The organism is Falsihalocynthiibacter arcticus (assembly GCF_000812665.2).
GTDB lineage: Bacteria > Pseudomonadota > Alphaproteobacteria > Rhodobacterales > Rhodobacteraceae > Falsihalocynthiibacter > Falsihalocynthiibacter arcticus.
In genome coordinates this window covers 2,581,398-2,593,800 of the sequence record NZ_CP014327.1, presented here as the reverse complement: position 1 = coordinate 2,593,800, position 12,403 = coordinate 2,581,398, and the positions used below count along the sequence as shown (strand labels likewise).

Genomic DNA, 12,403 nt, shown 5'->3' with positions numbered 1-12,403 from the left:
AATGGCCGAGGAGAAAATTTCTTCAAATGATGCCTCGAGCAAAGACGCCAAGTGCTGGCAAGGCGCAATCAGGCTTCGGTCCGCCAACCATCCATATGAGTTATTCGCTCACATCACCCCAAAAGTTTCGAAGGCTTCAGTGGTCGACATGCCCTGTCGAATGGCCTTTGCCACTTCATTTTCGGTAGAGACTTTTTCCAATGCGGCGGCGATGGCCTCATCTTCAACTTGCGCAGGAATAATGATGACCCCTTCATCATCCGCAACGATCAGATCACCGGAATGGACAAGAACGCCCTCGATGGAAATCGGAACACGATAGTCGACGACTTTCCCGCGCACACCTTGATCCTGAGCGTAGGAACCACGCGAGAATACCGAAAACTCCAGGCTTTTAATTTCATCACAATCTCTGATGAAGCCGTTCAAAATCGCGCCTGCGGCCTTTAAATAAGTTGCGCGTGTCGTCATGAGCCCGCCCCAAAGCGCGTAGTCAAAGGAAGCGCCCGTTGCGATGTAAATTTCGCCCTCTTTGAGATCATCCAAAGCTTCGAACAAAAGGCCAAAAGGTCGGTCGGATAATGGTCCACGGCCTGAGCCTGCTGGATAGTCGGCCTCCAGCACAGTCATCGCGCGTCCAATGAGTTTTTTACCCGGAACGAGGGGTTTGATCGGCTGTGGCAGGAATTGATTTCTATAGCCCAGAACATCCAAAACGTCGCCGATAACCGCGGTGAACAACCGATCTTCAATTTCTTTAAACTTTTTAAAATCACTCATTTTGAACTCCTAAACTAAAAACCTGTCGCGCCGCCGCCATCCACTAGGATAACTTGGCCCGTAACATATTTGGCGGCCGCCGAGGCAAGGAAAGCGCAGGACCAACCGATATCTTCAGGATCGCCAAGCTTGCCCATTGGGATACGGCTCAGGATCTTGGTTTGGCGGGCGGCATCGCCACTGGTCGCCGCCCTGTAAAGCTCTGTGTCGATCCATCCGGGAGCGACCCCGTTCACGCGAATTCCCCGCCCCGCGAATTCTGCGGATAATGCCCGAACGACGCCATTAATCGCGGTTTTTGAAATAGTATATCCCGACACCATCGGCTGGCCGATATAGGCCGTCATGGAGGAGGTAAACAGGATTGATCCTTCCCGCTCCTCCACCAACATTTGCTTGATAATAGCGCGGGTAAGTTCGAGCGCGCCGCGCACATGGACGTCAAAAACGCTGTCGAAATCCTCCAGAGAGGACTCCTCAAACGGCTTTTTTACCGTATTTCCCGCATTATTCACCAAAATATCGACGGGGCCAAAGCGGGTTGCGAGGGTTTGTGCGAAGGCAGCAATCGTGTCAGTTTTCTCCAAATTCAGAGGCAGGGAGCAGCATCCGTGCCCAATGTCTTTGCAAGCGGATTCAAGAACCTCCGCGCGGCGTCCAGCGATAATGACCTTTGCGCCAGCCTGTGCGAGGCAGGTGGCGATCGCCTTACCAAGCCCTGTGCCGCCGCCCGTGACCAACGCAGTTCGCCCTTTGAGGCTATAAATTCTCTCGAGCGAACTGGTGCTGGTCATTTTAGCCATCTGCCAGATTAATCATTACTTTGAAGGTCTTGTTGCGATTGGCTTCCCAGTATTCAAAAGCCTGATCTGCCTCTGCCCATGGAAATACGCGCGAAATCAAACTTGAGGCCAGTTCCTCTTGACCAGAAATAAACGCGATAACGGCATCGAAATCGGCCCGCGTGGCGTTGCGGGAACCAAGGATGTCGAGCTCTTTGAGGTTGAACAAGGATGTGTTGTAGCTCACTTCTGATTTGGCATAGCCGACATAGACAACGCGCCCAGAGAAACAGACCAAATCAATCGCCGCGCGAAAAGTTTCGGGAAGCCCCACGGCCTCGACCACGACATCCGCTCCGTTGCCATTGGTTAGCGTAGCGAGGGTTTTCTCCAGATCTTCTTTCATAGGGTTGATCACGTGATCGACACCGAGTCCAAGAAGAGGAGCGTGTTTTTCTTCGCTCACTTCAACAGCAATAACCCGCGCGCCGCGCGCCTTTGCGCCGAGCATTGCGCCGACCCCGATCATTCCACCGCCCAAAACGACGACAGTATCCTTTTCGCTCACCCGCCCACGGGCGACGGCATGAAAGCCAACAGACAGCGGCTCTACAAGGGCAAGATGTGCAGGCTTCAATTGGTCATTTCGGATCAAACGGTCGTGGTGGACCACAATGCTGGTCGACATCCCGCCGTCTTTTTGAACGCCAAGCGTTTCGTTATATTTACACGCGTTTTCGCGGCCATTCAGACAGGAAGAGCATTTACCACAGGTCGAATAGGGGATGACAATGACCGATGCGCCGTTGGAAAATTCGACGGGAACCTCACTGCCTGCGGAGCGAATGACACCGCCAATTTCGTGACCTGGAATTCTGGGCAATTTTGACAGAGGGTTGGTACCACGAAATGTGTTCAAATCGCTCCCACACAGCCCCACATGCTTAACATCAATCAGCACTTCATCCGCTTTGGGTTGAGGTGCGTCGATTTCGCGAAACCCAGCCTGTCCAATTTTTTCAATTACCAAAGCTTTCATGACGTGACCTAATTCCCAATGACTTAAAATGGAGTGGGCGCCCAAAATCCTTCTGGGCGCCCGATTTTTAGAGTTATTTAAATTCTGCAACATTGTCGGAGGTGATCAAAATTCCGTCGATTGGCGTAAACGCTGGAACTTCTTCGCCTTTGATCAGACCAATAACATTGGCTACAGCTTCAGCGCCCATCCGGACGTTGTCTTGCTTGATAGTAGCGCTTTGCTCGTTGGCTTCGATGGAGGCCAAGTTGGCAGGGTTGCCGTCAAATCCAACGATGACCAGATCGTCCAATTTTCCAAGCTCGTTTGCTGCGGAAACCGCGGCAAGTGCGCCTGGGTCCCATGCGCCGAAAATCGCACGGATATCTGGGTTGGATTGCAAGAAGTTGATTGTGGTTTCATACGCACAAGCGTCCTGCCAATCGCAGATTTGGAAGATGACTTCATGGCCGGCAGCTTCGGCAGCATTCAGAACACCGTCGCGACGTGCATTGCCCGTTTGGTGACCCGCAGAGCCGCCAAGGATCAAAACAGTACCGCCATCAATCTTGCTGACGATATAGTCACCCGCAAGTCCAGCAGCGGCAAGGTTGTCAGTTTGAACGAGGCTTTTAACGTGCTCGTGTTCAATTCCGGTATCAACAGCAACGACGGGAATGCCTTTTTTCGCTGCCATATCAAGGGATGCGTCAAAGGCGCGGTTATCAACAGCGCCAATAATGATACCGTCGACGCCCATATTGATGGCGCGATCTACGGCGTCTTTTTGAGCTGCGGCATCGGGGGAAGAGGCTGTCATGTCGATCAGCTCAACGCCCATTTCTTTTGCTGTCGCCGCTGCGGAATTCGCAACACCGATCCAGAAGGTATTGTCCGTAGAATAGCCCGTATAGGCAATCTTAAGATCGGCAGCGATGGCCGCGCTGGACATTGCAGCCGTCAGTGTTGCGGCAGTTACGAGGCCTTTTAGGGTTGTTCGTTTCATAGTTGTCCTCCGTTGGATTGAATGCCCGTATCGGGCGAGATTGTGTCCAAAGCCTCCTCAGCTTTGGATGCAAATTTCTTGATTTCGGATTATCGCGCCTGACGTCTCCAGACGTCCCAGTAAACGGCGAGAATAATGATGGCACCAATGGCGATCCGCTGGATCGATGTACCGACCCCCATATACGCAAGGCCCACAATGATGGTCTGCATGATCAGCATTCCGATGATGGTTTTACCAACACCGCCGCGCCCACCAAACAGGCTGGTGCCGCCAATAACCACCGCCGCGATTGCGAATAACTCGTAGCTTTGACCGCGGGCGGGCATGGCAAAATTGAGTTTGGACACTTCCAAAATCGCCGCAGTTGCCGCCATCAAGCCGCCTATCATGTAGTAATAGATGCGGCTCTTGGCGACATTCACACCGGATAGGCGGGCGACCTCTTCGTTGCCACCAATTGCAAAAGCGTGATTTCCAAGGCGGGTTTTGGTCAGGAAAAGCCCCGTCAGAAGCGCAACCCCAAACATGATGAACATAGGCACCGCATAGCCCGAACCGAGCAGTTGAAACTGATCGGGAAAGCGCGACAAATCACGTCCGCTTGCCAGAATTTCCGCAACGCCTTTATAGGCGGTAAGCCCGCCGAGTGTCACAATGAACGCGGGAACACGGGTGACGACTTGCAGGATGCCGTTCAACGCCCCAAGGGCAACGCCCGTCAAAAGCCCAAGCCCAACGGCCACGATGACTGGCAGGTTGTATTCCGCCAGCAGAATGCCAACGACGACGCCCACAACGGCAAAAATCGAACCAACAGACAGGTCAAGCCCGCCCGAAATCAACACAACTGTCGTGCCGCATGCCAAGATCGCCAGGATTGAGGCCTGTCCGAAGATTGAGAGAAGTGTGTCGACGCTCCTGAAAGGCGGAGAGAGGATAAAAAACACCATATAAATGAGCGCCAGCGCGGCAAGCACTTGCCAAATTTGCATAAATTGGTGCTTGAGGGCATCCCAATTCCCCGAATTTGCTGTCGGAGTCGTTATGGATGTTGAACTGTTTTCATTGGTCGTTGTCATATCAAGCCGCCTTCGTATCGATAGTGCCCGTAATCAATCCGACGAGCGTGTCGCCATCGACATCCTTCACATCGCGAACCGCCGAGAGTTGCCCCAGCCTGAGAACCGCAACGCGATCGCAGTAATTCAGGACATGTTGCATGTTGTGGGTGATCATGATGACCGACAATCCGTGATCCTTGAGGGATCGCACAAGGTCCATCGCCATTTTGCTTTCGCGCACACCGAGCGCCGCAGTTGGCTCATCAAGAATGGCAATCCGCTTGCCGAACATCACTGTTTTAGAAAGGGCGACGGCCTGTCTCTGCCCGCCAGAAAATGATTGCGCATCCCGATAGATGTCGGCAATCCGTATATCAAGCTTCTCAAACAAGGTCCGAATTTCTGCGTCCATTGTTTTGAAATCGAGCGCGCCAAAAATGCGACCCAAAATGTCTTTTCTAACGATCTCGCGTCCCAAAAATACGTTTTTGGTAATCGACAATTCATTCACCAGCGCGAGGTCTTGATAGACGGTTTCCATACCGGCAGCTTTGGCGTCCGTGGGGCTATCAATCCGAACTTCTTTGCCGTCCAGAAAAATAGTTCCGCTTGTTTTGGCAAGCGCTCCGGTGATGGCCTTAACCAATGTTGATTTCCCGGCCCCGTTGTCCCCGACGATCGCAAGAACCTCGCCTTCACGAAGGTCGATACTTACGTCGTCGATCGCTTTAACGCCGCCGTAATGCTTGCTGATCCCCTTGGCCTCTAGGATAATCTTTGGAATACCCGCGCTCGTCATCACTGTCCCTCCTCCACTTACACATCGAATTGTCGACCTGTTACTTATCTATAAAAAACAACCTATCTCGCTGTCAAAGGTTTTTTTTGCATATAAATACAAAACCTGCATAATGAGGGCAGCACTTTCCCCATAAACTTTGCTGCCAAGAAAAATGAAATCCACCAACGCCGCTTAAACGAGAAAGACAACACAATGCTTCAATCACGACCTTTAGGCACCACCGATGTAAACGTTAGCCATATTTCCTTTGGCTGCGCCAGCATCGCCAATCTATATGTGAGTGTGTCGGACAAAGCGGCGCATGATGTGCTGTCCTACGCTTGGCAGCGAGGCATTCGTTATTTTGATACGGCCCCCCATTATGGCCGTGGTTTATCCGAAACACGCCTAGGGCGGTTCCTGCAAACTGTACCAAAAAATGAAGTCACCCTCTCGTCCAAGGTTGGTCGTGTTTTGACTCCGGGGAAGCAGAGAAGCGAAGCGGACGGGTTTGTCTCCCCCTCCCCAACGACGTGCGGTATGACTATTCTGGTGCCGGAATTATGGAGAGTTTCGAAGGGAGCCTTGAGCGGTTGGGCGTCGATCACCTTGACATCGTTTATGTGCACGACATTGGAAAACTGACACATGGGGCCGATAATGACCGCCATATGGAGGATCTGCTTTCAACGGGCCTCCCCGCGCTGGAACGCCTCAAAGTCGCCGGTAAAATTGGGGCCTATGGGCTGGGCGTTAATGAATGTGAAGTCTGTGTTGACGTCATGAAACACCATACACTCGATGTTATCCTCCTCGCAGGCCGGTGGACTTTGCTAGACCGAAGTGCCGAAAAGGAACTCATACCGCTTTGCCAACAGGCCAACACGAGCCTTGTCCTCGGAGGGATTTTCAACTCTGGGATTCTGGCCACCGGTGCCAAGGAAGGCGCGCACTTTGATTACGCCCCTGCGTCCGAGGAAATCCTTGCGAAAACGCGCGCCCTTGAGCAAGAGTGCTTGCGTGACGGGATACCGCTGGCAACCGCCGCAATGCAATTTGGCCTCTCAAAAGACATCGTCGCAAGTGTGCTCTTAGGTACTGGCAAGGTTTCATCCCTCGCGCGCAATCTCGATGCGTTGAAACTTTAATCGATAGGGGGCGGTGGTGTTTACGGACCAAACCCGCCCCACAAAAACCGCAGGAATTCAGGCCGAACCACAAGAACGCGTTCGCGCCGTACGCCCTCTATATGACCGCGCGGCAACGCAAATCCGAGCGAGAGCATCACAGATAGACGCGATTTTTCCGACACCGTTTTGAAACTACGAAAATGGGTTTTCCCCAACGTCGCTCCCCACAGTAAATCCAAAAAAACTTCTGCCATATTTTAATTTCATGGAACATTTTTCAATGAGGCACGTTGGTTAATCATCGACGAGCAAAAAGGAGAACACCATGTTTCGTTTCACTATGACTTGCCTCTGCGTCCTAACCCTTGCCGCCTGTGAGACCGTCGAGGGCGTCGGACAAGACGTTGAAAACGCAGGTGAAGTGATCCAAGACGAAGCCAACAAGTAAGCGCAATTGTTTCACTTCCCCCCTTAAAATCGAGGGCAAGAACCGCCCGCTAAAATCTAAAGGAATGCCCCATGAAACTATTAACATCCCTTACCGCCCTTCTTTCTGCAACTGCAATCAGTGCAAGCGCAGCCTACGCAACCACCGATATCGAAAAAATTGAAGTCGAGATTGACTTGACCGCCATCGAGGATGTCGAAGCCGCAGAAGTCTGGAACGACATCGCGAACGATCTCGAAACGGCCATTGCCAAACTTTTAGTGGATCAAATCACCGAGGAAGGGGCCACAATCTTGATCGACATTGATGAGGTTTTTTTGGCGAATAGCCTGTCGCAAATGCTTGGTGTTGCCGAAACGCAGCTTAAAGGCGACGTTGTGATTAAGGAAGATGACTCCGCCAAACACGAGAGTTTCGAGTTGACGGTTACGGCGGTGCAAGCCCAAGCTTACTATCCAGAAGGCACCGATGTGACGGTGCTCAATGTTGGAAATGAAGCGTTCTACAACGCGATGATCGATTCATTTGCCGAACACGTAGCAGACAAAGTTAAATAACCTGCCAGACGAAACGAACGCAAAAGGCGGGCCCAAGGGTCCGCCTTTTTTGGTGTCTTATGGGTCTGCCCTCAATCAGAAGCAGATTTGAGCGTTTCGGTTGAAGCGAAAAACATCGCTTGGCTGATGGCGGAAACGATTTGATCCGGCTGGTAAGGCTTTGCAATCAGGAAAGCAGGTTCTGGACGCTCGCCAGTCAACAAGCGTTCGGGAAAGGCCGTAATGAACACAACTGGCACATCGCCGAGTTCTGCGAGCAAGTCGTTTACCGCGTCAATGCCGCTTGAATTGTCGGCAAGTTGAATATCCGCCAAAATCAAATCCGGCTTTTCGGTCTGGCCCAATTTCACAGCGGCCGCGCGCGTGCGGGCAATTCCTGTCACCGAATGCCCCATCATGGAACAAATACTTTCAAGGTCCATCGCGATAATAGCCTCGTCCTCAATGATCATTATTTTGCCCAATACGGACTGGTGCATTTCATCGCGGGCAAGTTGGATCAGACTTGTGGCCTCTTGTTCAGAAACATCCATGATCGCGCCGATATCCTTGGCATTGAAGCCCTCGACCGTCGACAAAAGCAGGGCTTCGCGCGTGTTAGAAGTGAGCCGCGAGAGGTAGGACTGGGCCTTGGCGCGCAGGCTTTCGGCAGTATCTTCAATCGGTTGCCCACTGCTTGACCAAAGTATGTGAAACACACGGAACAGGGCGGTTTTCCCCCCAAGGCGTGGCGCATCAAAACAGGATGGATCGGCCAAAACCGCCTCAAGGGTCGAGGCCGCATAGATGTCGCCACTGGTTTGCGACCCGGTCAACGCCCGCGCGTACCGACGCAAATATGGCAAGTGCGGCCCGATCAGATCGGACATTGTCAGGGATTTATTAGAAGTGTTGGACATTCTTTTCTCCTGTTTCTAAACTTTTCATGGAACAAACGTCCCAGTCGTGCGTTTGTTCCAGAGTACGCGAGTTTTTTTGCACTTCAACATATCCGATAGGTACGACGTGGCACCAAAAACAATCAGACCTGACCTTAAGACACAAATCGACGAAAACCTAAGGCGGGTTTTCGAAGAGGATGCCCATGGGGATCTTCCAGACAGACTTGTTCAACTCCTAGAGAAGTTGGACAAACTGGATGCACCCGCAATGGATAAATCCGCAAGTTCGGATGATCGGTCGGAGAGCTAATATGGACCGTCAGGATGCGAAGGCTGAGTTGATCAGTCACATGAAAGTTTTGCGCGCTTTTGCCCTCAGCCTTACCCGCAACCCCGCTTCTGCGGATGATTTGGTTCAGGATACTGTTCTTAAAGCTTGGACCAATCTGGAGAAGTTCGAAGAAGGTACGAATATGCGGGCTTGGTTGTTTACGATCCTGCGCAACACGTTTTATTCCAACCGACGGAAATCCGTGCGCGAAGTGGAAGATGTGGATGGGGTGATGGCGGAAAAACTGTCGGAAAAACCCGCTCACGATGGTCGCCTCCAGCTTGGCGAGTTTCGCGAGGCGCTCAAACAATTACCACCAGAGCAACGCGAGGTTCTCACCCTAATTGGCGTGTTGCAATATTCCTACGAGGAGGCCGCCGAGGCCTGTGGTGTAAAGGTGGGCACAGTCAAAAGCCGCCTGAACCGAGGGCGAAAAACGCTGGCCGAACTTATGCACCTTCAGGAGGAAGACGCGCTGGAAATGACGGATAGCGTTACGCAGGGCGTGGTGACCGAAAACGGGGGTGCCGCCGCGTGACGCAAGGCAACGCGGCGCAGGTGTTGGGCGCGGAGAACGGCCAAAAAATTTGGCGCAAGCTGTCAGTACAATTAGCGGCAACTTTGACGGTCGCCTTGCTCCCTCTCGGGCTGATTGCCGTCCATCAAACACAGGTGCTGCAACGGGAGTTGGCCGAGGTGCGTAACCTCAATCTTCACGCCCGCACCGCTTATTATGCCCAGTCAGAACGCGAAGCAATCATGGAGGGGCTTGGCGCTGCAAAGGCCCTCACGTCGGCGGTTTCTGATATTATTGGCGATGCGCAGGCGTGTTCTGCGGTTTTGACGCGCTTTGTTGCGGAATCCGAAGGGCGGTTTTCCTTTGCCGAATATGTGCCCCCCTCAGGATATGTCGAGTGTTCCAATCGAGCCGAACCTTTTGACGTTTCAAGCAGCGCGCATTTTAAGGAGTTCATCGCAGAGGATGAGCAAAAACCCCGCCTGAACAGCTACGCCAAGCGCACCGGAAAGTCAGGGGTCGTTGCATCAGTTCCCGTGACGGGCACGGCGGGTGGTTATGTTACCGTTTCCATTCCCAACAGCGAACTCAATACACAGGAAGCCCTTGAGGGCGGCACCAAATCGCCGCTTGAACTTTTCACTATCAACCCCGACGGCGTAGTGCTCACGACGACAGGGGACTTGGAAAACTCGACGCGGCGCTTGCCGCCTGCGGTGAATTTGATCTCTTTGACAGGGCAAGGCACACAACGGGTCGAGACACGAACTCTGGGCGGAGAAATCCGCGTTTTTTCGATCATTCCGATTGTCGATGGCGTCTATTATGCGGTGGGCAGTTGGGAAAGCGGAACAGCACAGCAAGGCTCTAGAATTGCGCTACCTCCGTCCCTTTTTCCTGTGTTGATGTGGGTCATTAGCTTGGCTTTGGTTTATGTGGCCGTGCAGATGCAAATGGTCCGCCCCCTGCGCAAGCTGTTGTTTAAGATGCGCGGTTTCGTCAATCACCGCACGCTCCCTGATCCCAATAAACCCGCAAATTTACCTTGGGAAATTGAGGCCATTGAAACCCAGTTTTCCACCATGGCCGATGCCGTCATTCGCGACGAAGCCGTGCTTATGGATGCGATGCACGACAAGGATGTCTTGCTTAAGGAAGTGCATCATCGGGTGAAGAACAACCTGCAACTGATTTCCTCTATCGTGAATCTCCAGATCAGGCAGACGAAAAACTCCGTCGTCGCTGCCGCACTCAATAACGTCAACGGACGCGTCAACGCGATGGCGACGGTACATCGCAGACTGTATCAGGCGTCCGAAATGGGCCGTATTCAAGCGGACGACTTGCTGCGCGACGTTATCAATCCGCTGCTTAATCTTGCTCCCAAAAGTGCCGCTCCCCCAGATATCACCCTGAAATTTAATCCCGTGATCCTGTATCCGGATCAGGCAGTCCCGACGGCCCTTTTGGTGGTTGAAGCTGTTACAAATTCGCTAAAATATTTAGGGACGGATGAAAGTGGCAACCGCTGGGTTACCGTGAATTTTCTGGATCTCGGGGACGAAATCGTCGAAATATCCGTCGCCAACTCCATTAGCTCAGAGAGTACCGCGATACCCGAAGACATGGCCGAGAGCACCGGCCTTGGAGAGCAGTTAATCAAAGCCTTTGCGCGGCAATTGGAAACCAACGTGGAAACCACCCGTGAGGCAGGCGAGCATCGTATTCGGATACGTTTTCAAGCGCACCCGTTCAATCCCGAATCCTAGGCCGCGCGCCGCGCTCTGGCGCCCGTGAGGGACAGGGCAAGGATAAAGACGGGCATTGCAATAATCCCGCCGACGGGGCCCCAAAGCCAGATCCAGAAGGCGATAGTAACAAATACAACGAAGGGATTGATAGACATGCGTTTCCCCACCACGGTGGGCGTTACGAACTGTCCTTCGATCATGTTCAGCGCGATATAGACGGCCGCGGGGACCATCGTAAAGGCGCCGTCAAACTGGATGAGGCCCGCAATAAAAAGCGCGAAGGCAAAGATCGCGGGGCCTAGGTAGGGTACGAAATTCACCAAGAAGGCAATCGCACCCCAGAACGCGGGAGAAGGCATGCCGATCGCCCATAAAACCCCGGTGACCAAAACACCAAAACAAGCGTTGATGATGGCGACCGCAACAAAATAGCGCGACATCAACAATTCGGCGCGGCGAAACCGGTATCGAGAAAGCCCTGGGGTGGCGCGCGCGACCAAACGATAGAGTTCTTCGCGGCTTAGCAGGAAAAAAAACAACGTGCCCAAAAAGACCAGAACCTGCCCACTTGCGGATGGTGCCCAAGCCAGTGCCGTTGAAACATCTGGCATTGCTGAGGGCTTTGCGGGCGGCGCTGCATCGGCAGCTTGCATCGCAATAGACCCAGTATCCCCTTTGCTTTCCAACGCAGACGCAACTTCCTCGGTTACGGCTTCGACACCGCGTAAAAACTGCCGCACGCTTTCAAAACTTGACTGAAATTCATTCCATAACACGGGCGCGCGGCGGATGGCTTCGCTTACACTGGGTTCGAGGAAGAGGAGGAACATGGCCCCAATGGCACAGGCGAGGATCAACCCGCTCATTGCGGCAATTGGGGCCGGAATCCCCGATTTAACAGCGCGCGACATAAACGGCGCTAATATCATCGCGGTCACAATGGCGAACACGATGGGGGCAAGTAACGGCTCCGCAACATCAAAGGCGGCGATCACGGCAAGCGTTGCAAGAATGTTCAAGGCGATTGATTTTGACATTAGCATTTAGCCCTTTGAAAACGGAAGAAAGCGCCCAGAGTGAGGGTTGCACGGTGCGGAAATATTGAGTTTAGAACGAGGCAAATCACGCTTCTTATTAGGAAAGACCTTTTAGAAACGAACCCTCCCCGTCAAGGTCGATACGGATGAACTCACTTGGCCAAGAGACATACACTCATAACCCAATGTGGCGTGTATAACCAACGCAATGGTGTACGATTAGTATCAAACTTAAAAATAAAGCACGGCACAGCACCTTATCCGTGGCCCAAGCATTTAGAACAATGGCCCAATTAAATCAGCGCGTGTTTGGCGCGCAA

16 protein-coding genes are annotated in these 12,403 nt (G+C 52.7%); 7 read left to right on the top strand and 9 right to left on the bottom strand.

What is annotated here, in order from left to right; translation table 11 throughout:
* Window positions 1–108: 108 nt before the first annotated feature.
* The 6 genes from RC74_RS12845 to RC74_RS12820 all read right to left on the bottom strand — a co-directional run bounded on the left by RC74_RS12845 (window position 109) and on the right by RC74_RS12820 (window position 5,449).
* The gene (locus RC74_RS12845) at window positions 109–780 is read right to left on the bottom strand and encodes an RraA family protein (RefSeq protein WP_039003892.1); all 672 of its coding nucleotides are present in this window, start codon (window positions 778–780) and stop codon (window positions 109–111) included.
* A 14-nt stretch (window positions 781–794) separates the two neighbouring features.
* Window positions 795–1,574, bottom strand: coding sequence for an SDR family NAD(P)-dependent oxidoreductase (locus RC74_RS12840; RefSeq protein WP_039003893.1), 780 nt, complete (start codon window positions 1,572–1,574; stop codon window positions 795–797).
* 1 nt (window position 1,575) lies between these two features.
* Window positions 1,576–2,601: a zinc-binding alcohol dehydrogenase family protein gene (locus RC74_RS12835; protein ID WP_039003894.1), complete on the bottom strand. Its 1,026-nt coding sequence runs from the start codon at window positions 2,599–2,601 to the stop codon at window positions 1,576–1,578.
* Between the two features lie 73 nt (window positions 2,602–2,674).
* Window positions 2,675–3,586 (bottom strand): sugar ABC transporter substrate-binding protein, encoded by a 912-nt coding sequence (locus RC74_RS12830; protein ID WP_052275064.1) that lies wholly within the window; start codon window positions 3,584–3,586, stop codon window positions 2,675–2,677.
* An 89-nt stretch (window positions 3,587–3,675) separates the two neighbouring features.
* A complete protein-coding gene (locus RC74_RS12825) occupies window positions 3,676–4,668 on the bottom strand; it encodes an ABC transporter permease (RefSeq protein WP_052275065.1) in 993 nt (330 codons plus the stop codon).
* Window position 4,669: 1 nt separating this feature from the next.
* On the bottom strand, window positions 4,670–5,449 hold the full coding sequence (locus RC74_RS12820; RefSeq protein WP_039003895.1) for an ATP-binding cassette domain-containing protein: 780 nt from the start codon (window positions 5,447–5,449) through the stop codon (window positions 4,670–4,672).
* Between the two features lie 195 nt (window positions 5,450–5,644).
* Here RC74_RS12820 and RC74_RS23320 point away from each other — a divergent pair, with 195 nt between their 5' ends.
* The gene (locus tag RC74_RS23320) at window positions 5,645–6,076 is read left to right on the top strand and encodes an aldo/keto reductase (RefSeq protein WP_250637064.1); all 432 of its coding nucleotides are present in this window, start codon (window positions 5,645–5,647) and stop codon (window positions 6,074–6,076) included.
* The gene (locus RC74_RS23315; protein WP_250637063.1) at window positions 5,995–6,579 is read left to right on the top strand and encodes an aldo/keto reductase; all 585 of its coding nucleotides are present in this window, start codon (window positions 5,995–5,997) and stop codon (window positions 6,577–6,579) included. The genes RC74_RS23320 and RC74_RS23315 overlap by 82 nt, the downstream gene beginning before the upstream one ends.
* Window positions 6,580–6,599: 20 nt before the next feature.
* On the opposite strand, the gene RC74_RS12810 is transcribed toward RC74_RS23315, so the two are convergent.
* Entirely contained in the window at window positions 6,600–6,815 is a 216-nt protein-coding gene (locus RC74_RS12810) for a hypothetical protein (RefSeq protein WP_039003898.1), read from the bottom strand.
* Window positions 6,816–6,886: 71 nt separating this feature from the next.
* On the opposite strand from RC74_RS12810, the gene RC74_RS21795 reads away from it, so the two are divergent.
* On the top strand, window positions 6,887–7,009 hold the full coding sequence (locus tag RC74_RS21795; protein WP_082802288.1) for an entericidin A/B family lipoprotein: 123 nt from the start codon (window positions 6,887–6,889) through the stop codon (window positions 7,007–7,009).
* A 71-nt stretch (window positions 7,010–7,080) separates the two neighbouring features.
* Window positions 7,081–7,566, top strand: a complete 486-nt coding sequence (locus RC74_RS12805) for a hypothetical protein (RefSeq protein WP_039003900.1) — start codon at window positions 7,081–7,083, stop codon at window positions 7,564–7,566.
* Between the two features lie 71 nt (window positions 7,567–7,637).
* On the opposite strand, the gene RC74_RS12800 is transcribed toward RC74_RS12805, so the two are convergent.
* Entirely contained in the window at window positions 7,638–8,465 is an 828-nt protein-coding gene (locus tag RC74_RS12800; RefSeq protein ID WP_039003901.1) for a response regulator, read from the bottom strand.
* A gap of 106 nt (window positions 8,466–8,571) precedes the next feature.
* Here RC74_RS12800 and RC74_RS12795 point away from each other — a divergent pair, with 106 nt between their 5' ends.
* Genes RC74_RS12795 through RC74_RS12785 form a run of 3 tightly spaced genes read left to right on the top strand, consistent with a single transcriptional unit; the run spans window position 8,572 to window position 11,064 of the window.
* Complete coding sequence (locus tag RC74_RS12795) at window positions 8,572–8,757, top strand: NepR family anti-sigma factor (protein WP_082802425.1); 186 nt, start codon at window positions 8,572–8,574, stop codon at window positions 8,755–8,757.
* Window position 8,758: 1 nt separating this feature from the next.
* The gene (locus RC74_RS12790) at window positions 8,759–9,316 is read left to right on the top strand and encodes an RNA polymerase sigma factor (protein ID WP_039003903.1); all 558 of its coding nucleotides are present in this window, start codon (window positions 8,759–8,761) and stop codon (window positions 9,314–9,316) included.
* Window positions 9,313–11,064, top strand: coding sequence for a sensor histidine kinase (locus RC74_RS12785; protein ID WP_082802287.1), 1,752 nt, complete (start codon window positions 9,313–9,315; stop codon window positions 11,062–11,064). Before RC74_RS12790 ends, RC74_RS12785 begins: the two co-directional genes overlap by 4 nt.
* On the opposite strand, the gene RC74_RS12780 is transcribed toward RC74_RS12785, so the two are convergent.
* Complete coding sequence (locus RC74_RS12780; protein ID WP_052275066.1) at window positions 11,061–12,083, bottom strand: AI-2E family transporter; 1,023 nt, start codon at window positions 12,081–12,083, stop codon at window positions 11,061–11,063. The genes RC74_RS12785 and RC74_RS12780 overlap by 4 nt on opposite strands.
* Between the last annotated feature and the right edge of the window lie 320 nt (window positions 12,084–12,403).

Excerpts from the sequence above, each read along its gene's own strand:
- RC74_RS12845 (WP_039003892.1), bottom strand. The coding sequence starts at position 780 with ATGAGTGATTTTAAAAAGTTTAAAGAAATTGAAGATCGGTTGTTCACC.
- RC74_RS12840 (WP_039003893.1), bottom strand. The coding sequence starts at position 1,574 with ATGACCAGCACCAGTTCGCTCGAGAGAATTTATAGCCTCAAAGGGCGA.
- RC74_RS12835 (WP_039003894.1), bottom strand. The coding sequence starts at position 2,601 with ATGAAAGCTTTGGTAATTGAAAAAATTGGACAGGCTGGGTTTCGCGAA.
- RC74_RS12830 (WP_052275064.1), bottom strand. The coding sequence starts at position 3,586 with ATGAAACGAACAACCCTAAAAGGCCTCGTAACTGCCGCAACACTGACG.
- RC74_RS12825 (WP_052275065.1), bottom strand. The coding sequence starts at position 4,668 with ATGACAACGACCAATGAAAACAGTTCAACATCCATAACGACTCCGACA.
- RC74_RS12820 (WP_039003895.1), bottom strand. The coding sequence starts at position 5,449 with ATGACGAGCGCGGGTATTCCAAAGATTATCCTAGAGGCCAAGGGGATC.
- RC74_RS23320 (WP_250637064.1), top strand. The coding sequence starts at position 5,645 with ATGCTTCAATCACGACCTTTAGGCACCACCGATGTAAACGTTAGCCAT.
- RC74_RS23315 (WP_250637063.1), top strand. The coding sequence starts at position 5,995 with ATGGAGAGTTTCGAAGGGAGCCTTGAGCGGTTGGGCGTCGATCACCTT.
- RC74_RS12810 (WP_039003898.1), bottom strand. The coding sequence starts at position 6,815 with ATGGCAGAAGTTTTTTTGGATTTACTGTGGGGAGCGACGTTGGGGAAA.
- RC74_RS21795 (WP_082802288.1), top strand. The coding sequence starts at position 6,887 with ATGTTTCGTTTCACTATGACTTGCCTCTGCGTCCTAACCCTTGCCGCC.
- RC74_RS12805 (WP_039003900.1), top strand. The coding sequence starts at position 7,081 with ATGAAACTATTAACATCCCTTACCGCCCTTCTTTCTGCAACTGCAATC.
- RC74_RS12800 (WP_039003901.1), bottom strand. The coding sequence starts at position 8,465 with ATGTCCAACACTTCTAATAAATCCCTGACAATGTCCGATCTGATCGGG.
- RC74_RS12790 (WP_039003903.1), top strand. The coding sequence starts at position 8,759 with ATGGACCGTCAGGATGCGAAGGCTGAGTTGATCAGTCACATGAAAGTT.
- RC74_RS12780 (WP_052275066.1), bottom strand. The coding sequence starts at position 12,083 with ATGTCAAAATCAATCGCCTTGAACATTCTTGCAACGCTTGCCGTGATC.